Annotated in this window: 19 protein-coding genes; 10 read left to right on the top strand and 9 right to left on the bottom strand. The window is 44.7% G+C overall.

The annotated features are described in order from the left end of the window. Positions 1-145: 145 nt before the first annotated feature. The 6 genes from HYN49_RS06795 to HYN49_RS06820 all read right to left on the bottom strand — a co-directional run bounded on the left by HYN49_RS06795 (position 146) and on the right by HYN49_RS06820 (position 6,684). Positions 146-1,369, bottom strand: a complete 1,224-nt coding sequence (locus tag HYN49_RS06795; RefSeq protein ID WP_108903412.1) for a cation:dicarboxylate symporter family transporter — start codon at positions 1,367-1,369, stop codon at positions 146-148. 28 nt (positions 1,370-1,397) lie between these two features. Then, entirely contained in the window at positions 1,398-1,958 is a 561-nt protein-coding gene (locus HYN49_RS06800) for a hypothetical protein (RefSeq protein ID WP_108903413.1), read from the bottom strand. Further along, positions 1,951-4,248 (bottom strand): ATP-binding protein, encoded by a 2,298-nt coding sequence (locus HYN49_RS06805; protein WP_245892286.1) that lies wholly within the window; start codon positions 4,246-4,248, stop codon positions 1,951-1,953. The genes HYN49_RS06800 and HYN49_RS06805 overlap by 8 nt, the downstream gene beginning before the upstream one ends. Further along, entirely contained in the window at positions 4,211-4,831 is a 621-nt protein-coding gene (locus HYN49_RS06810; protein ID WP_108903415.1) for a biliverdin-producing heme oxygenase, read from the bottom strand. Before HYN49_RS06810 ends, HYN49_RS06805 begins: the two co-directional genes overlap by 38 nt. 8 nt (positions 4,832-4,839) lie before the next feature. After that, positions 4,840-5,274: a response regulator gene (locus HYN49_RS06815; RefSeq protein ID WP_108903416.1), complete on the bottom strand. Its 435-nt coding sequence runs from the start codon at positions 5,272-5,274 to the stop codon at positions 4,840-4,842. Positions 5,275-5,415: 141 nt separating this feature from the next. Next, a complete protein-coding gene (locus HYN49_RS06820) occupies positions 5,416-6,684 on the bottom strand; it encodes a PQQ-dependent sugar dehydrogenase (RefSeq protein ID WP_394336403.1) in 1,269 nt (422 codons plus the stop codon). Positions 6,685-7,047: 363 nt separating this feature from the next. On the opposite strand from HYN49_RS06820, the gene hpt reads away from it, so the two are divergent. The 6 genes from hpt (at position 7,048) to HYN49_RS06855 (ending at position 11,601) form a co-directional block, all read left to right on the top strand. Continuing rightward, complete coding sequence (gene hpt / locus HYN49_RS06825) at positions 7,048-7,578, top strand: hypoxanthine phosphoribosyltransferase (protein WP_108903418.1); 531 nt, start codon at positions 7,048-7,050, stop codon at positions 7,576-7,578. 69 nt (positions 7,579-7,647) lie between these two features. Further along, positions 7,648-8,220 carry an adenylate kinase gene (locus HYN49_RS06830; protein WP_108903419.1) on the top strand — a complete coding sequence of 191 codons (573 nt, stop codon included), beginning with the start codon at positions 7,648-7,650 and terminating at the stop codon, positions 8,218-8,220. Between the two features lie 29 nt (positions 8,221-8,249). Beyond that, on the top strand, positions 8,250-9,527 hold the full coding sequence (locus HYN49_RS06835; RefSeq protein ID WP_108903420.1) for a hemolysin family protein: 1,278 nt from the start codon (positions 8,250-8,252) through the stop codon (positions 9,525-9,527). 248 nt (positions 9,528-9,775) lie between these two features. Next, positions 9,776-10,180, top strand: a complete 405-nt coding sequence (locus HYN49_RS06845; RefSeq protein WP_108903421.1) for a four helix bundle protein — start codon at positions 9,776-9,778, stop codon at positions 10,178-10,180. Positions 10,181-10,182: 2 nt separating this feature from the next. Beyond that, on the top strand, positions 10,183-11,184 hold the full coding sequence (gene obgE, locus HYN49_RS06850; RefSeq protein WP_108903422.1) for a GTPase ObgE: 1,002 nt from the start codon (positions 10,183-10,185) through the stop codon (positions 11,182-11,184). A 150-nt stretch (positions 11,185-11,334) separates the two neighbouring features. Continuing rightward, on the top strand, positions 11,335-11,601 hold the full coding sequence (locus HYN49_RS06855) for a hypothetical protein (protein ID WP_108903423.1): 267 nt from the start codon (positions 11,335-11,337) through the stop codon (positions 11,599-11,601). A gap of 7 nt (positions 11,602-11,608) precedes the next feature. Here the strand turns inward: HYN49_RS06855 and HYN49_RS06860 are convergent, their stop codons facing one another. Continuing rightward, positions 11,609-12,793 (bottom strand): hypothetical protein, encoded by a 1,185-nt coding sequence (locus tag HYN49_RS06860; protein WP_108903424.1) that lies wholly within the window; start codon positions 12,791-12,793, stop codon positions 11,609-11,611. 7 nt (positions 12,794-12,800) lie between these two features. Then, the gene (locus HYN49_RS06865) at positions 12,801-13,094 is read right to left on the bottom strand and encodes a hypothetical protein (RefSeq protein WP_108903425.1); all 294 of its coding nucleotides are present in this window, start codon (positions 13,092-13,094) and stop codon (positions 12,801-12,803) included. 217 nt (positions 13,095-13,311) lie between these two features. Here HYN49_RS06865 and HYN49_RS06870 point away from each other — a divergent pair, with 217 nt between their 5' ends. Together HYN49_RS06870 and HYN49_RS06875 are read left to right on the top strand one after the other, a co-directional pair. Continuing rightward, positions 13,312-14,007: a hypothetical protein gene (locus HYN49_RS06870; protein WP_108903426.1), complete on the top strand. Its 696-nt coding sequence runs from the start codon at positions 13,312-13,314 to the stop codon at positions 14,005-14,007. Positions 14,008-14,519: 512 nt separating this feature from the next. Next, positions 14,520-16,664 (top strand): S46 family peptidase, encoded by a 2,145-nt coding sequence (locus tag HYN49_RS06875; protein ID WP_108903427.1) that lies wholly within the window; start codon positions 14,520-14,522, stop codon positions 16,662-16,664. A 394-nt stretch (positions 16,665-17,058) separates the two neighbouring features. Here HYN49_RS06875 and HYN49_RS06880 read toward each other — a convergent pair whose 3' ends face one another. Then, positions 17,059-18,852 (bottom strand): T9SS type A sorting domain-containing protein, encoded by a 1,794-nt coding sequence (locus HYN49_RS06880; protein ID WP_108903428.1) that lies wholly within the window; start codon positions 18,850-18,852, stop codon positions 17,059-17,061. A 205-nt stretch (positions 18,853-19,057) separates the two neighbouring features. Here HYN49_RS06880 and HYN49_RS06885 point away from each other — a divergent pair, with 205 nt between their 5' ends. Together HYN49_RS06885 and HYN49_RS06890 are read left to right on the top strand one after the other, a co-directional pair. Continuing rightward, positions 19,058-20,974: a putative porin gene (locus HYN49_RS06885; protein WP_245892288.1), complete on the top strand. Its 1,917-nt coding sequence runs from the start codon at positions 19,058-19,060 to the stop codon at positions 20,972-20,974. 68 nt (positions 20,975-21,042) lie between these two features. Beyond that, positions 21,043-21,771 carry a LytR/AlgR family response regulator transcription factor gene (locus tag HYN49_RS06890; protein WP_108903430.1) on the top strand — a complete coding sequence of 243 codons (729 nt, stop codon included), beginning with the start codon at positions 21,043-21,045 and terminating at the stop codon, positions 21,769-21,771. Positions 21,772-21,933 lie beyond the last annotated feature (162 nt).

The following is a 21,933-nucleotide window of genomic DNA, read 5'->3' on the forward strand; positions in this document are numbered from 1 at the left end:
ATAGATTTAAGGTATGTAAATATCTGCAAAAAATTACGCAAAATGTTATATGATGCTTTTAAAAAGTATCATTTTGTCAATTTTAAATCTAATTAAAAATGAAATAATGAGAATTATTAATCTATTTCTTATGTTTTTAAAAAAACTACTCTATATTCAACGAATGTTCCCTATCCACAAAGTCCCCTTCGTTTTTGGAAATAGCAATGGTGGCTACCGCATTTCCCATGAAGTTGGTCACAGCTCGCGCCTCGCTCATAAATTTGTCAATCCCGATAATAAATCCCAAACCTTCCATTGGGATGCTGTGTATGGCTGTCATGGTCGAAGCCAATATCACAAAACCGCTGCCGGTAACGCCTGCCGCACCTTTCGAAGTTATCATTAACAACCCTACGATGGTAAGGATTTGCGTAAACGACAGGTGTACGTCATACAATTGCGCCAGAAAAATCACGCTCATCGAAAGGTATATCGAAGTGCCGTCCAGATTGAACGAATAACCTGTAGGGACTACCAGCCCGACCACAGGTTTGCTGCATCCCATACGTTCGAGTTTATGTATTAAATTCGGTAATGCGGGTTCTGATGACGAAGTGCCAAGTACAATCAGCAGTTCCGGCTTCAGGTATCGGATCAGGTCCATTATCCTGATTTTGTAAAATCGCAAAATGGCTCCCAGAATTAAAAAAATGAAAATAGCCATTGTCAGGTACATCGTCAGCATCAGTTTGCCTAAAGGCAATAATGATTGCAAACCGAATTTCCCGACCGTATATGCCATGCCGCCAAAGGCCCCCACCGGCGCGAGCCACATGATGAGTTTTAGCAATTTGAAGACAAATCCGGAAATTTTATACAGCGTAGCAACGATGCGCTCCCTTTGGCTGAAATAATTCAGTGCAATCCCGACAATAATAGCAAGTATCAAGGCCTGTAAGGTAATGTTCGTTTTAAAGAATTCCCACCAGTCGAAGGCCTGTTGCGCTTTGGAAGTATAATCTGATGCATCGTTGATGTCTAGACCTGCACGGCTGATGTGCCCCGGTCTGATGATGATGGCCGCCGCAACCCCGATACCAAGCGCGAAAGTCGTCACGACTTCAAAATACAGCAATGCCTTAAGGCCGATGCGGCCAACCTTGCGTAAATCGCCCATGCCGCCAATACCGAGAACGATGGTCAGGAAAATAATCGGGGCGATGAAAACCTTTACGATACTGATGAAAATATCCCCCACGACCTTCATTCCCTTGCCTGTTTCGGGAGTAAAATGCCCCACTAAAACACCGCTGATGATGGCAATCAGCACCCAGAAAGTGAGGTTCTTGAAAACGGCTGGAATGAATGCGGTTGATCTTACGGACATACAACTGGCTTTGCGCTAAAGTACCATTTTAATCTTTGCCGATTTTTTTCAATATATCTCTTGCTGCGCCCTGGTATGCCGGAGAATGCTTGTGGAAATCGTCACTTAAAATCGTTTTGAGGTCACCATAAATCCATGCTTCCGATTTGCCCAACTCAAATAGTGCACGCATGGCATAAGCTTTCGTAGCGACCTTTGCGTGTCCGATAAGCCAGTCAAAACAGGTTTCAGACATTATTTTAATGTGTTTTTCTGATAGGAAATGATCTTTATTTTTTGCTTTCCGCGTATGTTCCTGCGCCGCCATCATGCTTATTTTCGCAGCAGAACGTACCGCACCATCAGCATGCCATTGCGGAAGATATATACAAAAATTATCGAGATGCATGGTAAGCAGATTGATGTCTTCTTCAATAATCAATTCCAGTATCCAACAGGCTTTATGGTGGTTTTTGTCGGAAATGCGGTAAGCAATGCTGAACAATTCAGGCAATAATTGTAAATCAAGCCGGACCAGCCGCGCATGGTCCTCACGGCTTTGCCTGTGTGCGGTACTTTTTGCAACAGTGTTGTAGAACGCGCTACTCACTCGGGCCAACAGGAAAATACAATGTAAAAGTGCTGCCTTCGCCCGGCGTGCCTGTTGCGGTAATGTTTCCGCCATGCGTCTGCATGATTTTCTTACATAGGGCCAGTCCCACACCAGAACCTTTATACTCTGACACGCTGTGAAGCCTTGTGAAAATATTGAATATAGAATCGGCATATTGCGGTTCAAACCCGATGCCGTTATCTGTAAAGCTTACTGCGTAAGACAACCTGTTTTTTGAAGCGGCATTTTTTACCGGTTTATCGGAAGCTGAAATCACAATCTGAGGGTTCCGTGCTTCATCTGAATATTTCAGTGAATTCAGGATGATGTTTGAAAAAAGCTGCTTGATCAGGAAAGGCACACCGTATACCGTGGGTAATGACGAAGCGGTAATTGTTCCATTTTTTTCATGGAATGCTTCACGTGCTTCATCTGCGATTTCATTCACTATTTCGTTCAGGCTGACGGGTTCAAAACTGTCTTCGGAGTTTTTAATCCGCGTGTATTTCAGGATGTCTACCAACAATGTTTGCATACGATCTGCGGAAACATTCATCCGTTTGAGCGAATCCATCACGTTTTGAGGAATCTGTTCTTCGTGTTCGCTATACATCAATTTTGAAGAAATCAATTGTATTTTGCGCAGCGGTTCCTGCAAATCATGCGTACTGATCCAGTTGATGTTTTCCAGCTCCGCATTGGCCTCCTTCAAGGTCTCGTTCAGGTTGCGGTATTTTTCCTCTTCCTGGCTCAGGAGCAGCATACTGATCTGCTTTTGCAGCGCATGCGCATAATTCGCAGCGGCATTGAGCTCGGGCTGCAGCCATTCATTGCTGCGGCATTTGATGATCTGTTTCCAGAGGTTGAAGGAATTTCTTGGATGTAAACCCTTACTGTCCTTTACGATGGCTTTGTCCGGATTTCCAGCCCAGTGCACTTCCGACAGCGTCTCGGGACGGTACCAGATGATACTGTTGTTATTGCCAAGGGAATGGTAAATGACGCCAGAGATATTTTCGCAAAGCTCCTTGAGGTCGCCCACGAAATTGATGAGCTTGTCTGTGTAAAAAGTGCTGTCATTGCTGTAATCGCGCAACAATTCAGATAGTATTCTCACATTTTCATCGGATGGTGATAGTCCGTTTTTGAAAACCTGTCCGCTGATTAATAATGACACCCCTGTGGCATTGCAAAGTTTCAGCAGTTCCGGATTTACGCTGATGATTTTAAATGATTCTATTAAAGGCGGCAGTTCACTGGAGTTGAGTTTTTCCAGAGCAATGTTCGTGCGCCGTGCCAGATCGTATTCTTCGTTCGATTGCCTTACATCAATCTGAGAGGTGATGAATTGCCCTTGTAATTGTGAGGCCAGCCTGATTTCGGGAGTAAGGTTTTTGTAAGAATAGTGATGGCAGGCAATCAATCCCCAAAGCCTTCCGCGATGGATCAATGAAATCGTCATTGTAGCACCCACGCCCATATTCTGTAAATATTCCACATGGATAGGGGAGGTGCTTCGCAGTATGGACAGGCTCAGGTCGAGATTCTTATCGGTACCATCATCGATCGTGAAAATCGGAACTGGCTTGTAGTTGATATCTACGATAAGGCGCAATAAATTCTTCAGGTACAGTTCCCTTGCCTGCACCGGTATGTCAGTATGCGGGTAATGCAATCCAAGGAAGGGCTCAATGTTATCGGCACAGGCTTCCGCAAAAACTTCACCGTTGTATTCCTTATCAAACCGATATACCATCACGCGGTCATATCCCGTAATGTCGCGTGTGCCCTGTGCAATCAACTGGCAAAGCTCCTGGAGCGTGGAGGTATTGTTCATATACGACAGGAACGATGCTGTCTGGTTGTACACATCAGTAATGTCTTTGACGCTGTTGGTGTCCGGTTCGGCTTCCAGCACGTAATTATCTCCGCTGAGGTGGAGTGTGCACTGGAATGGTTGCCCCTGTAAATTTAGCTTCAGGATCGAAGTGTTTGTTGACGCAAATGATCTGATATATTCCTGTAGTATGCCGTCTGCCAAATCTCCGAAAACGGCCTTAAATTCCTTTCCGAGTAGCTGTTCGTGTGATAATTCAATAAATTCATGGGAATTGGCGCTGCAGAAATTAATCTTAAAATCTTCCTTGCCCAAAGCAATCATAAATCCATGTGGCTGAATGCTGCCGGGAATATGTATCGGCTCATGCTCGCAATTCGTAAGATTGACGATGTCGCGATTGACAATATCCTTAATCTTCATGTCCTGAATGGCTTTTAAGGTGGTCATAAATGGCTGTGAATGCATAATCGGCACCTTTAATGATCTCTTCCATATGGCCATTTTTGGCTTCATAAGAGGTCAATGCATCAAGGAAATGTTTCCAGGAACTGCCCGTTTTGTTGCCGTAGCCTGAAAAATATTGCGTGCCTTCCTGCTCGAAACCCAACGCCTGCTGAATGTTCTTCAGTATGAAGCGGCCGCCTAGAGTAGAACCTTCAACGACATACATGATTCCAAGCGCAAAAGCTTCAGAATCAATATTCTTTGTGAAAGGAGGTGGGAATGATTTTAAATCGTAGCCCATAAACTTTAAATCAGCTATAATCGATTTTGATTTATGCCTGTTGTCAATATCGGGAACGGCATGTGCCAGTTTCGGAAATATTGCAGATTCCGTTTGATGTATCACGGCGCCCATCAACTGCAGATAATGCGCATACGAAGCCTTTGTAATATTAGGGGAAGTAATTGACGTGGAGACGGGAAGTTCCTCAAGCCGTTTGTGGGAATCGGCGGTCCTGCTGCGCAACTGATGTAAAAAGTGATCGGCGTGCGTGTGTTCCTGCACGTTTAAATCGTTTTGGGTCATTGTAAAAATTAATTTTGGTATTTAAAACCGGAAATTGTCGGGTTGAAAGTTTTCCAGTTTATGGTCAGCGTATATTCAATCGATTTTTTAAAATCGTCGTAAGAACTCAGTTTCGGGAGGTAAAAATTGGCACCGAGTTCATGGCTTTTCGCTACATTCTTATCGTCATTTGAGGTGGAAAACATCACAATAGGAACATTTTTATAATCCATATTATTCCTGATCTCCGTAAGCAAATCGAAACCGTTTTTTCCAGGCATGTTCAAATCAAGGAAAATAATTTGTGGCGATGGCGGCGGGTTTTTTAAATCTGAAAGTAATTTTTCCGGTTTGTCCTGCATCACTACGTCGATCGGACGGCCAAATGATTTAACAACATCCCTGAAAAGTTCCAAATCGTCCTGGTCATCATCGGTGTAAAATATAGTAAGTGGACTGTTCATAGCTGTTGAAATTTTAAGAAGTCATTATCAAAGTTACGGAGATTATGCTTTACGAAAAACAAATTTTAGCCTAAAAGTATCCTAAAAAACACTTTTGAAAGAAAAATCCCAACAACTTATTGATGGCATTTCGCTATGATATCAGTCATTGGCGCTTATCCTCCAAATGGTGTTTCCGGAATCATCATTAACCAACAGCGAACCGTCATGCATCACCGTTACATCCACGGGCCGGCCATAAACTTCGGCTTTGCCTGCATTCGCAATAAAGCCCGTCAGGAAATCCTGCGGCGGCCCCGATGGTTTGCCATCGTTAAACGGAATGAAAATCACTTTGTACCCCACAATCTTTGAACGGTTCCACGAGCCATGCTGTCCTGCAAAGATGCCATTTCGATATTTGGCAGGAAAATTCCATTTATTGTAAAATGCCATGCCGAGTGTGGCTGTGTGCGCGCCGACAGGGACATCAGGAACGAGCGTTTTGTCATTCCTGCCCGATGTTTTTCCTTTTAAACGCGGGTCCGGAATGTCTCCGAAATAGGTGTAAGGCCAGCCGTAAAATCCGTTTTCGGTAACACTTGTAACGAAGTCCGGAACCAGGTCATCACCCAGTTCGTCACGCTCATTCACCGCAGTCCATAGTTTCCCATTTACCGGATTCCAATCCATCCCGACCGGATTCCTTAAACCTGAAGCATAAACCTTTTCTCCCGTACCGTCAGGATTCACCTCCAGAATGTTAGCGCGTCTGGTCTCCTGTTCGATGCCATGTTCTGCAACATTGCTTCCTGACCCGACAGAGATGTAAATTTTCGTGCCGTCAGCATTTGCCAGTATATTACGCGTCCAGTGGTTGTTGTAGCCGCCTGCAGGCAGGTCGACGATTTTTTCAGGTTTTGATTTCAGTTCCATTTCCCCGGTTTTATAGGGGTATCGATACAAGCCGTCGGTATTGGCGACATAAAAATAATTATTCAGGACCAGCATGCCGTATGGACGGTTGAGGCCTTCAAGAAATATTTTGCGCGTTTCAAATTTGCCGTCATTGTCCGTATCGCGAAATACAGTGATTCGGTCGGCGCTGCTCCTTGTGCCGCTTTCCGCAACAAATATGTCATTGTTCGGCCCGATGTAAGTATTGCGCGGATTTTCAAGTTTGTCGGCAAATGCGGTTACTGTAAACCCTTCAGGTGCCACAGGCGTTTGCCCTTTTGGCCAATCCACCATTTTACTTTGTACCGCTTTTGATGCTGTCGCATAAGGTGGCGGTAAAATAATGTCGCCGATAGCCGTTTTTACAGTATGATCCGGCGTTTTTGCCAAAGCTTCTTTTTCTGATTTTTTGACCTGGCCTTGGCACGAAATCATCAGAAAGGCAAAAAATGGAAGAAAGTATGTTGTTTTCATAACCATGATTTTCAGTTTAGTAAACAATTTAGGCAAAATTAAAACAGCCAGGAAATCACGGGTGGAATATTATATGATTTTTAACAACCCGTACTGTACTCTTTTTAATCAACGGCGTCAGTAGGGTTTTGGTCATGTTTTGTTCGGGAGCGCTTCGGGCACTCCCGAACAAAGGGGTGCATTTCCCGAACGAAACCCGAACGAAACCATACCAAAACCCGAACGAAGGTTTAGTAAGTGGCCGCAGCCGAAGGTTTCAGTTCGGGGATGTCAAACTGCATGCTAAGACTGCCGGTTGCGACTAAAAAAATAAACTTCCAACAGAAATAAGTATATTTGCAACTTATTTAAAATCCTAAAAAAGTGTTACAACTCCACGATAAACAATTCGAACCGTTCATTTCGGCAGAAGAGATCGACTTTGCTATCGCTTCCATGGCAGCTCAGGTTGAAGCCGATTTTGCAGAAGAAACCCCAATCTTTGTAGGCGTGCTCAACGGTGCGTTCATGGTGGTTTCGGATTTTATGAAGCACTATAAGTCACCTTGTGAAGTGAGTTTCATCAAAATGGCTTCGTATGAGGGTACCGAATCCACGAATGAAGTGAAACAACTCATTGGGATCAACCAGGATCTTACCGGAAGGACCGTTGTCGTGATCGAGGATATCGTGGATACGGGCAACACTTTAGCCGAGCTTAAAGCGCTTTTCAAGCAACAGGACGTGGCGCATTTCAAGATTGCTACGCTGTTTTTCAAGCCTGAAGCGTATAAGAAAGACATCAAGATTGACTACGTCGGCATCCGCATCCCGAACAAATTTATCGTCGGTTTTGGCCTCGACTACGATGGCCTGGGCAGGAACCTGCCTGAAGTATATCAATTGAAAGAATAAGTCAAAAGTCGAAAGTTGAAAGGCCGGCGGCTAATATTTAATATCTAATATCTCAATTCTAAATCTCCAATGATTAACATCGTTTTATTCGGAAAACCCGGAGCCGGCAAAGGAACGCAGGCTGAATTCCTCAAAGAAAAATACAGCCTGACGCACATTTCAACCGGCGATTTATTCCGCTATAACATTAAAAATAATACGCCGCTGGGGCTTGAAGCCAAATCATACATAGACCGCGGGTCTTTGGTGCCTGATGCCGTGACCATTAAGATGCTTGAAGATGAAGCAGCCAAACATCCGGACACGAAAGGCTTTTTATTTGACGGTTTCCCGAGGAATATTGCCCAGGCCGATGCTTTGGAGCAGTTCCTTGAATCCAAAGGCTGGTCGACAACAGCAACGATAGCGCTCGAAGCTGACGATGAGGTACTGGTGCAGCGCATCCTCGAACGCGGAAAAACTTCAGGGCGGGCTGATGATAATGATGAAAGCGCCATCAGGAACCGTTATGTGGTTTATGGCAATGAAACCGCACCATTGATTGATTATTACAAACAGAAAGGAAAGTTCCATCCGGTAGATGGAATTGGTTCCATCGCTGAAATAACGACGCGTTTAAGTAACGTGATCGACAGTTTATAAAAATACTTCGGCTTTGGCCGTAAAACATTATGGAGATATTGATCATCCTTTTCCTGATTATCCTGAACGGCGTATTTTCAATGTCGGAAATCGCATTGATTTCAGCACGGAAAAGCCGTTTGGAGAATGCGGCGAAGAAGGGAAATAATAGTGCGAAAGTAGCTTTGGATTTAGCCAATTCGCCAAATAAATTCCTTTCCACCGTACAGATCGGGATTACCCTGATCGGGATTTTAACGGGTATATTTTCAGGCGACAAGATTACGACTGACGTGCGCCTGTTTTTCGAAGGCTACCCCATGCTGAAGCCTTATGCAGACTCTATTGCTGTAGGGGTTGTGGTGGTGGTTCTGACATTCTTTTCGCTGGTCTTGGGTGAATTGCTCCCGAAGCGTATCGGACTGAATTATCCTGAAAAGATTGCCAAATCGGTTGCCATCCCGATGAAGTTTGTGTCCGTCGTAACGGCACCATTCATCTGGTTGCTGACCATTTCTACAGAAGCTTTGCTAAAGGTGCTCATGATAAAACCATCTACCGACGGCAAGGTGACCGAGGAAGAGATCAAAGCCATTATCAAGGAAGGAACCGAGGGCGGAGAGGTACAGGAAATCGAGCATGACATTATGGAGCGCGTGTTCCATATCGGCGACAGGAAAGTGAATTCGCTGATGACACACCGAAAGTCCGTCGTGTTCCTGCCTGCCAATTCTGATAAGCAGAAAGTCAAGGAGTTGATGCTTAAGGAGCTGCATTCGATTTATCCGGTATATGGTGAAAATCACGATGATATCGTCGGGGTGGTGGATTTGAAAACTATCTTCGCGCATTTTGAGGATGACAGCTTCAATCTGGAAAGCATCATGACCGATCCGCCATACATCATGGAGCAGACTACGGCTTACAAAGCTTTGGAAAACTTTAAGAAGAGCGGCGTGCATTATGCGTTCGTGTCTGATGAATACGGTGTTTTCCAGGGGATTATTACGCTGAACGACATTCTTGAAGCGCTGGTCGGAGATGCGTCGGATTTTTATAAAGACGATTTCAAGCTGATTGCAAGGGAAGACGGTTCCTGGATGGTCGACGGTTTATACCCGCTGCATGATTTCCTGACGTATTTCGAATTGGACGAGTTGACGACAGATTACGAAGTGAATACCGTCAGCGGATTGATCATGACCGAATTGTCATACATCCCAAAAGAAGGCGAAAAACTGATCTGGCACCATTATGAACTGGAAGTAATGGATATGGATGGCGTGAAGATTGATAAGGTGCTTGTGAAGGAGAGGAAGGAGAAGTAGTTTGCAGTCGCAGTCGCAGTCGCAGTCGCGGTCGCGGTCGCGGTCGCGGTCGCGGTCGCGGTCGCAGTCGCAGTCGCAGTCGCAGTCGCAGTCGCAGTCGCAGTCGCAGTCGCAGTCGCAGTCGCAGTCGCAGTCGCAGTCGCAGTCGCAGTCGCAGTCGCAGTCGCAGTCGCAGTCGCAGTCGCAGTCGCAGTCGCAGTCGATATAAAATAAAAAGATATAAATATACGCCAAAATGATCAAATATTATGGATTTCAGGAACTTATACGCCTATCAAAAATCGTTTGAGCTAGCAATGGAAATATTTGAACTTTCTAAAATATTTCCGAAAGAAGAGAAGTATTCGCTCACCGATCAGGTTCGGCGATCTTCAAGAAGTGTCTGTGGCAATATTGCGGAAGCTTACAGGAAGAGAATTTATCCGAACCATTTTATCAGTAAATTAACTGACAGTGATGCTGAAAATTCGGAAACCAATGTTTGGCTTGAATTTGCTTTAAAATGCGACTATATCAGTAAAGATTCATACGATGCATTGTTGCTGAAAAATATAGAAATAGGAAAACTAATTAATTATATGGTTTCTAATCCTCAGAAGTTCGGGTGCGTGGTGGGTCACTCACCGAAAACTGAGACTGAGACTGAAAACTAAAAATGACAGAGGGAAATTTCGTAGACTACGTAAAAATATACGTCTCATCCGGAAAAGGTGGGCGGGGCTCGACGCATTTGCATCGTGAGAAATTCATTGAAAAAGGAGGACCGGACGGCGGTGACGGCGGCCGTGGCGGCCACGTGTACCTCGTCGGGAATAAAAGCCTTTGGACGCTTTTCCACCTGAAATTCGCAAGGCACATCAAAGCAGGACATGGCGGCGATGGCGGTAGCGACAGAAGTACCGGTGCTGATGGCGATGATAAATATATTGAAGTGCCCCTGGGGACGGTGGTGCGCGATAAGGACTCGAATGAAATCCTTTTTGAAATCACGGAAGACGGCGAAAAAAAGATTGTGGCACAGGGAGGCAAGGGCGGATTGGGCAACTGGCATTTCCGCAGTTCTACCAACCAGACACCTCGATATGCACAACCCGGATTGCCATCGGTTGAGGCGGACATCGTACTGGAACTGAAAGTTCTGGCGGATGTCGGGCTGGTAGGTTTCCCGAATGCAGGGAAATCAACACTTTTATCCGTGTTGACATCTGCGAAGCCAAAAATTGCGGATTATCCTTTTACGACCTTAAAACCCAACCTCGGGATTGTGGCTTACCGCGATTACCAGTCGTTTGTAATTGCCGATATTCCGGGAATTATTGAGGGTGCTGCAGAAGGGAAGGGGCTTGGGCATTATTTCCTGAGGCATATAGAACGCAATTCGACCTTGCTGTTTCTCGTCCCTGTGGATACGCCGGACATCAAGGCAGAATATGATATCCTCGTCAATGAATTGACCAAATACAATCCTGAAATGCTTGATAAGGAACGCATCGTAGTGATTTCGAAATGCGATATGCTCGACGAAGAACTCAAAGCGGAACTGAAAACACAATTGGATAAGGATTTCGGGGACACGCCGTATATGCTGATTTCATCAGTGGCACAGCAGGGATTGACGGAGCTGAAGGATAAACTTTGGCAGATGCTCAATACATAATGGCCATGGCATAATTCTGTTCCGGTACATTCAGTTACTTTACAGACGGGCTTGCCTATAATCGGTAATATCCTTATTTATAACCTATTTGCGCAATTTTGTAAACATTCGTTTGCAGGCTGGTGTATTTTTATCAAAAATAAATTAGTTATGATACACCAGCTTAAACCTTCCATACTTGTTGAAACGCCTCTAGGAACCGGGCAGGCTATTTTCCTGATAGATTACGGCATGCACCAGAATACGTGCTGGGTCGTAGCGCTGCAAAAAGATGGCGTCATCAAACATTTCGACTGTAACGATGTGATCCTTTCTACAAATTACACTTATGGCATGAACTTGCGAAAAAACAAGTTTGTCGAAAAGCAAAAGCAAGCGCCGGAAAGTGAAAGCAACCTGAGCGTAATTGCAGATTAAATTCGGGCTATGGACTCCCCGGCGATTTCCCCGACACCGAATCGAAATTATACGAGATATTCAAAAAACCCAGGAAACTCGATTTCTCCACGTCATATTTAATCGTAAGGGGCAGCCAGAGGGCGTCAGTAATCCGCAGGCGAAGGTCGCCATTGGCCAGGAATGTATTGCGCTTTTCATCGGGAAGCAAATCCTTGAAGACATTGTCATATTCAGCATAAGCCTTAAACTCCACGAGGCTTTTACTCTCGGTTTTTGATTTCAGCAAAACAAAGTTGAAACCGAGGGTGCTTTTAAGCGTAGTGCGTCGCAGTGTTGCGGTAACAAGCGTATCGCCGTAAGCAAAAGTGCTCCTGATATCCAGTTCGGACGGGGCGCGCTTCCCGAAAAGGTTGCCTTTTAAGAATACCAGCCCCAAACGCCCGCTGCTGATATTTCCTTTGTCATCGGCCACGCCGTTCGCCGAGAACGTGAGCAATGGCGCCTTGGCAATCTCGTCGTAAGCCTCGTCCATCAACCTTTTAAATGCCACCATCGAAGAATCGAGCCGCGTATTTAGTTTTGGCATGAAGCCGGCCGGGAACTTATTGGTTTTCCCATATCGGTGTAACGTGTCCAGGCCTTCCTGTATCTGAAGCAAAATTGTGGGCAGATTGCCGTTGGGATTCCGGGTAATGGAGTCAATGTATTTATTGGCATCAGCATCTATATCGGCATTGAGTTTCTTATAGGCATTGAGCAAGGTGACGTCATGGAATTTCACTGCTTTATTGTCGCGTCCATTAATTATGGCATAAGTAAACCCGCCTGTGAAACCGGTATATTTATAATCTTCGTTGAGGTTCAGGTCGAAATTGAACTCGAAATTCCTGGAGAATTTTTCCTTTATGAAATTCCTGTCGATGCGTAAATCCGGATCGGCTTCGGCTTTGATGGCAAAAAGCGTCCCGTTGAATGCAATGCTTTTCTGTGCGCCGGTCAGGTTATGGGTCGTCATTTGGTAAAGCCGGCTCAATACATCGAGGTAATTGCCGGTTTTGGTATTTTCAAGTTTTTTATAAAGTGCGCCTGTAATGTCACTGATGGCCGTGTTGATGTCATCGACCTTTGCAATGGCGGGATTTGCAGGGGCCTGGCTAAAACCCAAGTGGAAACAAAGTAAAATGAATATACTGGTGTAAAATTTCTTCATGTTGCGCTTAGATTACGAAATAAAACAATGCGGTGTATATTGAAATCGCTGAAGTGTATTGTGCTTTGGGCACCGGACCGGTCTGGAAGGTACCTGTGAGGGTCACTTCCGAATTTCCGCCCGGCGCGTTACTGCCATGAACAATCAATGTATATCGCCCCGGTGCCAGGTCGAAATCTTTAGTGAATCCAAGGTCGCTTTGATAATTCTGGTTGTTGGCAGCGTTGTCAAGGCAGGTGATGTCTACAGAAAGCGGCAATGGCGGGATGCCATCTTGTACGGTTACGTCAAGGGTGATCATGTTATTTTCGGTTTTTGCGGTTCTTGGTTTATGTGGTAATAATAGAATTCAAACTTAACGATTTCAGGCGTTTGGTCAATGCGTATATTTACCTGATTTGTATTCAGCGTCAGAATGTTGATGCCTTATATAATGAAAAACAGGTAAATATACGCATAGGCAAATGGTGTTTTGTTTTTAGTTTTACCATGCTACTAACCAAAAAAAACAGCTCATTATGCAGGCAGACGAAACCACTAATGTTATTGGCATCATACTTGCCATTGTTTCATTCTTATTGATTTCCGGGATTGGATTGATGTCGGACGTATTGAAAGAAACCCCTCATCCCGATAATCCGGGCCTTCCGCCATACAGCCTTTCGAGGCTGCAATTGTTCCTCTGGACACTGATTATTGCTCCGATTTTTGCATTGCACTGGGGATCTACCGGAGCAGTCACCCTGAATGATACTGGATTGATCCTGCTTGGGATTTCAGCGGCCGTGATGGTGACCGCGTCGGCGATCGGCGGGGCACAGCAAAGTACACAAACCGCTGCGCCGGTAACCACGACTACAATAGTTACGCCGGCTCCTGACGCAGTGCCCGCAGTGGGTGATGATGGCACAGTCGCTGCAGCTCCGGTTCAGGTGGCAACCACAACCACAACTACGGTTACGCCACCTGTTACATGCCTGAAGGCAAAATTGCCGAGCAAACGTTTTTGGGTCGATATCATCATGGATGACAATGGGCAGCTCTCGCTGGCACGGTTGCAGCAATTGGTGTTTACGGTGATTTATGCGACGGTGTACATCACGACATTCTTCGGGGATGCGATGAAAGTTTATCCTGATTTCCAGGCGAATGCTTACATCCTGATGGGGATTTCCAGCGGATCGTATTTGTTGGGAAAATCGTTGAATAAGTAATTTTATTGATTGTCAGAAACTTTGCGCCAAATTTGATGAACCCTTTTTTTTCTTCTTCTTTTGTCTTGAAACAAAAGAAGCAAAAATTCAAGCATGCCTCTTCTCGGCGACCTGCTATCTCTCAATTCCTAAATTAAACAAACTCGCCTACGGCTCAAACAGTGTTTAATTTTACGGAATCTTCGGAATGCAGGTGCCCGCCTGCGAAGCGGAATGCGGAGTGACATACTTAAGAACCACTTGATATAAAGTTCCCAATGTTTACCACTTCATAATATAACATCATACAATAATGCCGCACCAAACCGCGACAGGGATGGGAGCGGCATCCTTTTTTTAACCTGCTAAGGTAAAAAAAGATAGAGCAGACAGCCCGGCCGTTCGCCCAAATCAATCAGCCATGACTGCAGATTGCCATTTGCCAACCCAAACTTTATCGTATCTTCGCAAACGGTGTAACAAACACAACCAAAATAAGACTACTAGTCACTAACTTTTCAAAATTTACCAAAATGAAAAAAATTATTTTATTCTTTTTGCTGGCCTTATCGGCATTCCCGATGCGCGCCGACGAAGGGATGTGGTTCCTGATGTTTATCGAGCGGCTGAACCACCGCGACATGGAGAAGATGGGCCTCCAGCTTACCGCCGATGAGATTTACAGCATCAACCACCACAGCCTCAAGGACGCCATTGTCCAGTTTAATGGTGGCTGTACGGCTGAAATCGTTTCGAAGGATGGTTTGGTTTTGACGAACCACCACTGCGGATATGATGCGATTGCAGAGCTTTCCACTGCCGAGCAGAATTACCTTAAAAACGGTTTCTGGGCAAAAGACCGCAAGTCGGAAATGAAGCCAAGCTCCCTGTTCGTGCGTTTCTTCGTGCGAATGGATGATGTTTCGAAAAGGATTTTGTCCAAACTGAACGACAAAATGACTGAAGCCGAGCGCGACAAAGCCATCGCCGCTGAAATCGCTTTGATTGAGAAAGAAAACAACGAAGGTGGGAAATACACCGTTTCCGTACGTTCGTTTTTCCAGGGCAACGAGTTTTACTATTTCGTGTACCAGGATTATAAAGATGTGCGTTTGGTGGGTACTCCGCCGGAAAGCGTGGGTAAATTCGGAGGAGACACAGACAACTGGGAATGGCCTCGCCACACCGGGGATTTCTCTATGTTCCGCGTTTATGCTGACAAGGATGGAAATCCGGCCGACTATTCTGATAAGAATGTTCCATTGCAGCCAAAACATTACCTGCCTGTAAGCCTGAAAGGGGTTCAGGAAAATGATTTTGCGATGATCTTAGGATATCCGGGCCGTACAAACCGCTGGATGCCTGCGGGCGGAATCGAGCAGAACGTGAAATTTGCTTACCCAGCCTGGGTTGAAGGAGCTAAAACCGGAATGGACAATATGAAGAAATACATGGACCAGGATGCCACCATCCGTTTGATGTACGCGTCTAAATATGCTTCGACCGCGAACTACTGGAAAAACCGCCAGGGAATGATCGATGCATTGTCGAAATTCGGGACTGCAAAGACCAAAGCGGCGCAGGAAGCGAAGTTTGACAAGTGGGCAAACAAACCGGAAAACAAAGCGAAATACGGTAACGTAATCACAAACATCAACAAGTTTTATGGCATGACGAATGAAAAAGCACGCCATGACAATTACTTGCAGCAGTTGCTTCGTACGAGTTCTTACGGTACGATTGCAAGAGGAATAGGAAAACAGTTCGAGGCTTACGCCAAAGCCGATGCCAAAGACCGCGCCGAGATGAAGCCGGATATGGTCCTGATGATCGATGAGTTCTTCAAGGAAGTTTATATCCCTGCAGAAAAGGACATCCTTGCGGCACAATTGCATTTGTATGCTACAAAATCAACGGGTTATAAAATCGCGCCTATGGTGGAAACGCTTGGCGCTGCAAATAACAATGATTTCAAGACTTATGTCACCAGCGCTTTTGAGCTGAGCATGTTCTCTTCGCCTGAAAGGATGAAAGCGTTCCTTGAAGTGCCAAATGCGGCGATGGTTACTGGCGATCCGCTTTATACCTTGTCCAATGATTTATTGACACACCTTGCGGCAAAATCGGATGATATCGCCAAGGCACAGAATGATTACGGTGCAGCATTCCGAAACCTGGTTGACGGATTACGGGTTTCCAAAATGGCTCCGATCAAATATCCGGATGCGAACTCTACTTTGAGGCTGACTTACGGAAAAGTACGCGCGCTTCCTGCGGACAAACGCAATGATGCGAAAATCAACAATTATACCACAATGGAAGGTATGATCAAGAAGTATAAGGCTGGTGACGAAGAGTTTGACCTTCCGGCACGGCTTATGGAACTGAACAAGAAGAAAGACTACGGTCAGTATGCTGACAAAGCAGGCTATATGCCGATAAACTTCCTGACGGACAACGATATTACAGGTGGTAACTCAGGTTCACCGGTATTGAACGGTAAAGGTGAACTTATCGGGATAGCGTTCGATGGAAACATCGAGGCCATGGCCGGCGATGTGATCTTCGACCCGAAACTGCAAAGGACCATCAACGTGGATATCCGTTATGTGCTTTGGATCATCGACAAATATGCCGGTGCAAAACATATTGTAGATGAGATGACGATTGTGAAATAACAACAGGCAACAGTCAAAATATAAACCGCTTCAGTAATGGGGCGGTTTTTTTATTTGCTCCAAATTGAGCGCGAAACGCAGTGTTGTATATTAGAAATATTGTTTTGTATATTAAAAGTACACGATTATGCATTAGAAGTACACGGTTGTACATTAGAAGTGCAGGGTTGTACATTAGAAGTACAGCACTGTCCATTAGAAGTATACCGTTATCCATTAGAAGTACACGGTTGTATATTAGAAGTACATGGTTGTATATTAGAAGTACATTTTGCGCTATAAAACATGAAATCCACGAGCCGGCAATCGTAGACCATGTCAGGATAATAAAAAAAACCGCCCAATACCATGGGCGGTTTTTTTATTTGTTAAGTTAAGCGGCAGGCCGCTAAAATTATTCCTTCACAATCTTTACGGTCTTAACCCTATTTCCTGCACCGACCTTCATCAAGTAAGTCCCTGCAGCAAGAGAAGAAAGGTTGATTTGTGCCTGAGGTGTGTTTGGCGACGCATTTAAGACGCGTTGGCCGATTAAATTGTAAACCTCCAGCGAGTAGATGCTTTGTGGTGCATTTACGCTTAAAATGTCTTTAACCGGGTTTGGCGCAACGGAGAATTTACTGCCTGTCCACTCAGGAGTGCCCAGGGCAATTTGTGTAACGGTTACGGCAAGCCTTTCGGCAGCCATCCTGTTCTCTGTATTCGGACAGCCATTCTCGTTTTCTGACTCTGCGTAGTAAGTCGTGCCATCAACAAGTGGCGTGGTTGCAGGCAGCTCATTTCCTGCTTGCGGAGCATCCCACCAGCTTACGTTCTCGCCATCGACTTCAAGGTCCTCCAGGGTATCTCCTGCTTCAAAATCCTGCTCGGTATCGCCTTCGGGAGTTACGGTGAAAGGTTCGATTTCCAGGGTGAAAGACTTAACTACGGCACAGCCCGGACCGGTAATATCTGAAATCCTTACGTATATCTCTTCGCCGTCAGTGCCCATATAGGATGCCAGCGCACTGTTGCTGATATTACTGTTGTTCCAATCCAGGGCGTCCTGATAGGAGTTATAGTAATTTACTTCATAGTTCATAGGGTCAACAGCTCCCAATATTATAGCAGTATTCGAGCTAAGGTCAAATATCGCCGTTTCTACATCAGTACATATTGACAAATCCACAGGCTCCGCGAGGGCTTCCAATACGACACTGTCGTCTTGAATCGAACTCGTAGCGGTTACACTTCCGGCGATACCGGCGCAATCCGTATAGGTTATGGTAACATCGTAGGTGCCCGGAACATCTTCACATACCGTAAGCGAATTTTCGATTGCACTGTCAATTACTACCCCATTTTTGCTCCATTGGAATGCCGTAGCGCTCAGGTCGTTTCCATTAGGGAGAAATCTCCATGCCTCATTTGTGATACTCCACGCGCCAGTGTTTCTGTTTGTTGGGACTGATGCCAATGTACCCTCAGCATTCTGTATGCCGATAAGGCCATTTCCCTGGTTCCAATTATCGCAACTGACGCGGCTTTTAACATATACATCAATGATGTTCGAAGATTCATGCAGGACGATCTGGCTGGTCTGCAGGTTTGCGATACCACAACTATATTGGGGTAACTTATTGAAATTCACTACCAGGTAACGGTTTGGTGCTGTGCCTCCCGTATAATAATTTACGTTTTGCGTATTGGTATCGATCGTATAACTACCGTTAATACCGTCGCCCGAAGGAAGGATATAAGTGTCCTGGTACACACCGTAAATCGCATTCCGGATTGGGAAGGCCGCATCGGGAATGGCCGTGTTAAACTGCCATGGGCAGAAATTGCCCGTAGCAGGCGCATTGAAGCTGATGACACCATTGGTTCCGATGTATACCGAAGAATAGGTATTGCCGTAAAAGCAGAAATTAAATCCCAATGGGAATGCCGGCCCGAATACATCATCGTCCACTGGCGGAATGACGGTCCCGCCATCATATGGGTATAGGTTTTGATAAGTGATCTGATTTACATCATATCCGGTCGTTTCCTTAATATTTTCCAGGGATGCCGTCAGCGTGATACAGGCCTCAGGGTCGCACACACCGTAAGGGGAATCGACATTTGCGTGTACCAAAGGCGCGTCCTGGGAAAATGCTTTGGCGCTTATTGCCACCAGGGCAATAGACAATAGGTATTTTTTCATCATGGTTTTATTTTTGGCAAATATATAAATAACAGCCTGACTGTTAACGTTACGGGATATTATTTCTCGTGCGCTATTTTTGCCCCGGACGGTTTCCGTTAGGTATATTGCGGCTGTATTTTAAGTTTTTTTTCTGTTTAAAAATGCTACCTTTGCGCCATATCCGGCTAGTGCAATGACAAAGAAGCTTTTCGTTTTTTTAATTTTTATGATGGGCATTTCTGTTTTTGCGCAGAAGACGCTGAATAAAACCGACCAGAAATTGCAGCCGCTTCCGACCGGGAACACTGCCGACACTTCTTCAAAAAATTCTAAGAGTACTGCTGATAATGGACCGAAGGCGACCATCGATATGTATAAGGTCATTACGCTCGAACGTGATACGACAGCAATCGATACTTCGCTGACGATTTACAAGGATTACATCTTCAATTATTTAAGAAAAGACAATTTCGGATTGTTGCCCTTTGCTAATGATGGGCAGACTTATAATACCTTGCAATACAGTCTGAAGGCGTATTCACCATACCCGGAATTCGGTTTCAGGGCGAAGCATTTCAATTATCTAGAGGTGAATGACATCCGTTATTTTTCGGTCCCTACACCGCTCACCGAACTTTATTTTAAAACGGTGCAGGAGCAGGGGCAGTCGCTCGATGCATTCATTACGCTGAACACGCATGAGCGCCTGAATTTTTCGATTGCTTATAAAGGCTTGCGTTCCCTGGGCAAATATGTTAACCAGCTAGCCAGTACGGGGAATTTCAGGTTTACTGCGAATTATGTCACTAAAAGCGGTCGATATGTGTTGAACGCCCATTTCACGGGGCAGGACTTGCTAAACCAGGAAAACGGGGGAATCATCAATACGCAGGATTTTGAAAGCGGGAATGATGACTTTAAGGACCGTGCCAGGCTCGAGGTGTATTTGAAGGATGCTGAATCATTCCTGAAAGGCAACCGTTATTTTATCGACCACGCTTTCAGGATCAATCAGAATGACAATGAGAATAACTTATACCTCACGCATCAGTTTAATTTTGAAAACAAGATATTTGAGTTCAGGGAGCCTACCGTCAGCGACCGTTTTGGAGATTCTTATGTTGCCACCGGCATCAATGATAAGACAAGTTATAGCAGGCTATATAATAAGGTAGGTGCCATTTATGAAAATAAGACGCTGGGGCAGATCGGATTTTACCTTGATGATTTCAATTACAACTACCATTACAACACCATTATCGTAAACAGTGCCGGGATTGTGCCGTCGCAAATAAAAGATGGGATCAATACCTTTGGCGCGCAATATGCATATCGCAAAAAAAGCTGGAAAGGGAAAGCGCTGTATTCAAATTCCATTACAAACCAGGGACTTTCCAATATCGATATTTCCCTGAGCTGGCAGCCTGATGATTACAACACCGTTTCGTTCCGGGTACAGAAAATGAACAAGCTGCCGGATGTGAATTATAATTTGTACCAAAGCAGTTACGTTGCTTACAATTGGAGCAACGATTTTAAAAATGAGAAAATCAACAACCTTATTGTAAAAGCCGATACGCAATGGGCTGCTGCCGAACTGCAGCTTTCGGTTTTCAAGGACCAATTGTATTATAGTAATGACAGTGCGGATCCGAAAGTGCTGCTCGTGTCGCCGAAGCAGTATGGCAATACGATCAACTATCTTTCATTGAAGGTTTCCAAAGAAATACAATATGGTCGTTTTGCGCTGGATAATACTTTACTATACCAGAAAACCGCGCAGGATGATGACGTCCTGAATGTGCCGCAGTTGGTTACCCGCAATACCTTATATTATAGCGGTTATTTTTTCAAAAAGGCGATGTTCGTGCAGACCGGTTTTACCTTCAGTTATTTCACGAAATATTTTGCCAATGATTACAATCCTGTTCTTGGCGAATTTTACGTACAGAACCAGAAAGAGATCGGCAATTTCCCGATGGTGGATTTCTTCGTGAATGCCCGCGTGAGGCAAACGAGGATTTACCTCAAAGCGGAGCACTTCAATTCGGCCATGACGGGAAATGATTTTTATTCGGCGCCCAACTATCCTTACCGCGACTTCGTGATCCGTTTTGGATTGGTCTGGAATTTCTTCCAATAGTCTTTCAATTAATTTGCATTTCGCCTGTTCATTCAAATTGTATTATATTTGAACAAGACTTGTAAGCTATGGTGCGCATCCTGATTGTTGAAGACGAGCTGATCATATCTCAGGATATGTGTAATATGCTGTCCAATATGGGCTATCACGTTATTGGCGACGCTATGGATTATGACGAGGCGGTCGATTTGCTCAATAAGGAAACCCCGGACCTTATTTTGCTTGACGTAAACCTGAACGGTCGCAGGGACGGGATTGATCTGGCGATTGAAATCAATAATACTTATAAAGTCCCGTTTATTTTTACCACCTCCTATTCGGATGCTAAAACGCTGGAAAGAGCCAAAAAAACCAATCCGGTGAATTATCTCGTGAAGCCGTTTAAATCGGAGCAGCTTTTTACGGCTATTGAAATGGCGCTGCATAAGCTGGCCAACACTTCGGCGACTGTAAGTACACCCCAGCAGGAAGATACGCTGCTGATCAAAGATGCCATTTTTATAAAGGACAAATTCAAATATTCCAAAATTGTCATTGCTGATATCCTCTGGATCAAATCTGAAGGGAACTACCTTGAAGTGCATACGGTAAATCGTGATGAGGTGATCCGTGCTTCGATGAATAACTTTATAGAACGGCTGGATCATAAGGATTTTTTCAGGACGCACAAATCTTATATAGTGAACCTGAACTATGTTACACATTTTGAAACCTCGAATGTCACGATCATCGATACGAAAATCCCCATCTCGAAAACGTACATTGATGGCCTTGTGAGGCGTCTTAATATCATATAATATATTAAGGAATGTTTTTACTTTTTCTTAACGCAATGTTTCAATTGCCGTAACAGGTATTTGATTATTGAGAAAAACGCGGCCTGGCTATGAAAAATCTTATTAAACCTGTGTTAACTGCATTTTTAGGAAATTGGAAATGACGCTTTTTGCTTACAAAAT

The sequence above is a fragment of the Flavobacterium pallidum genome, assembly GCF_003097535.1.
GTDB lineage: Bacteria > Bacteroidota > Bacteroidia > Flavobacteriales > Flavobacteriaceae > Flavobacterium > Flavobacterium pallidum.

Coding starts and splice junctions, on each gene's coding strand:
- HYN49_RS06885 (WP_245892288.1), top strand. CDS start 19,058: ATGATGGGCATTTCTGTTTTTGCGCAGAAGACGCTGAATAAAACCGAC.
- HYN49_RS06830 (WP_108903419.1), top strand. CDS start 7,648: ATGATTAACATCGTTTTATTCGGAAAACCCGGAGCCGGCAAAGGAACG.
- HYN49_RS06870 (WP_108903426.1), top strand. CDS start 13,312: ATGCAGGCAGACGAAACCACTAATGTTATTGGCATCATACTTGCCATT.
- HYN49_RS06820 (WP_394336403.1), bottom strand. CDS start 6,684: ATGAAAACAACATACTTTCTTCCATTTTTTGCCTTTCTGATGATTTCG.
- HYN49_RS06875 (WP_108903427.1), top strand. CDS start 14,520: ATGAAAAAAATTATTTTATTCTTTTTGCTGGCCTTATCGGCATTCCCG.
- obgE (WP_108903422.1), top strand. CDS start 10,183: ATGACAGAGGGAAATTTCGTAGACTACGTAAAAATATACGTCTCATCC.
- HYN49_RS06795 (WP_108903412.1), bottom strand. CDS start 1,369: ATGTCCGTAAGATCAACCGCATTCATTCCAGCCGTTTTCAAGAACCTC.
- HYN49_RS06805 (WP_245892286.1), bottom strand. CDS start 4,248: ATGACCACCTTAAAAGCCATTCAGGACATGAAGATTAAGGATATTGTC.
- HYN49_RS06810 (WP_108903415.1), bottom strand. CDS start 4,831: ATGACCCAAAACGATTTAAACGTGCAGGAACACACGCACGCCGATCAC.
- HYN49_RS06890 (WP_108903430.1), top strand. CDS start 21,043: ATGGTGCGCATCCTGATTGTTGAAGACGAGCTGATCATATCTCAGGAT.
- HYN49_RS06880 (WP_108903428.1), bottom strand. CDS start 18,852: ATGATGAAAAAATACCTATTGTCTATTGCCCTGGTGGCAATAAGCGCC.
- HYN49_RS06815 (WP_108903416.1), bottom strand. CDS start 5,274: ATGAACAGTCCACTTACTATATTTTACACCGATGATGACCAGGACGAT.
- HYN49_RS06865 (WP_108903425.1), bottom strand. CDS start 13,094: ATGATCACCCTTGACGTAACCGTACAAGATGGCATCCCGCCATTGCCG.
- HYN49_RS06835 (WP_108903420.1), top strand. CDS start 8,250: ATGGAGATATTGATCATCCTTTTCCTGATTATCCTGAACGGCGTATTT.
- HYN49_RS06860 (WP_108903424.1), bottom strand. CDS start 12,793: ATGAAGAAATTTTACACCAGTATATTCATTTTACTTTGTTTCCACTTG.
- HYN49_RS06845 (WP_108903421.1), top strand. CDS start 9,776: ATGGATTTCAGGAACTTATACGCCTATCAAAAATCGTTTGAGCTAGCA.
- HYN49_RS06855 (WP_108903423.1), top strand. CDS start 11,335: ATGATACACCAGCTTAAACCTTCCATACTTGTTGAAACGCCTCTAGGA.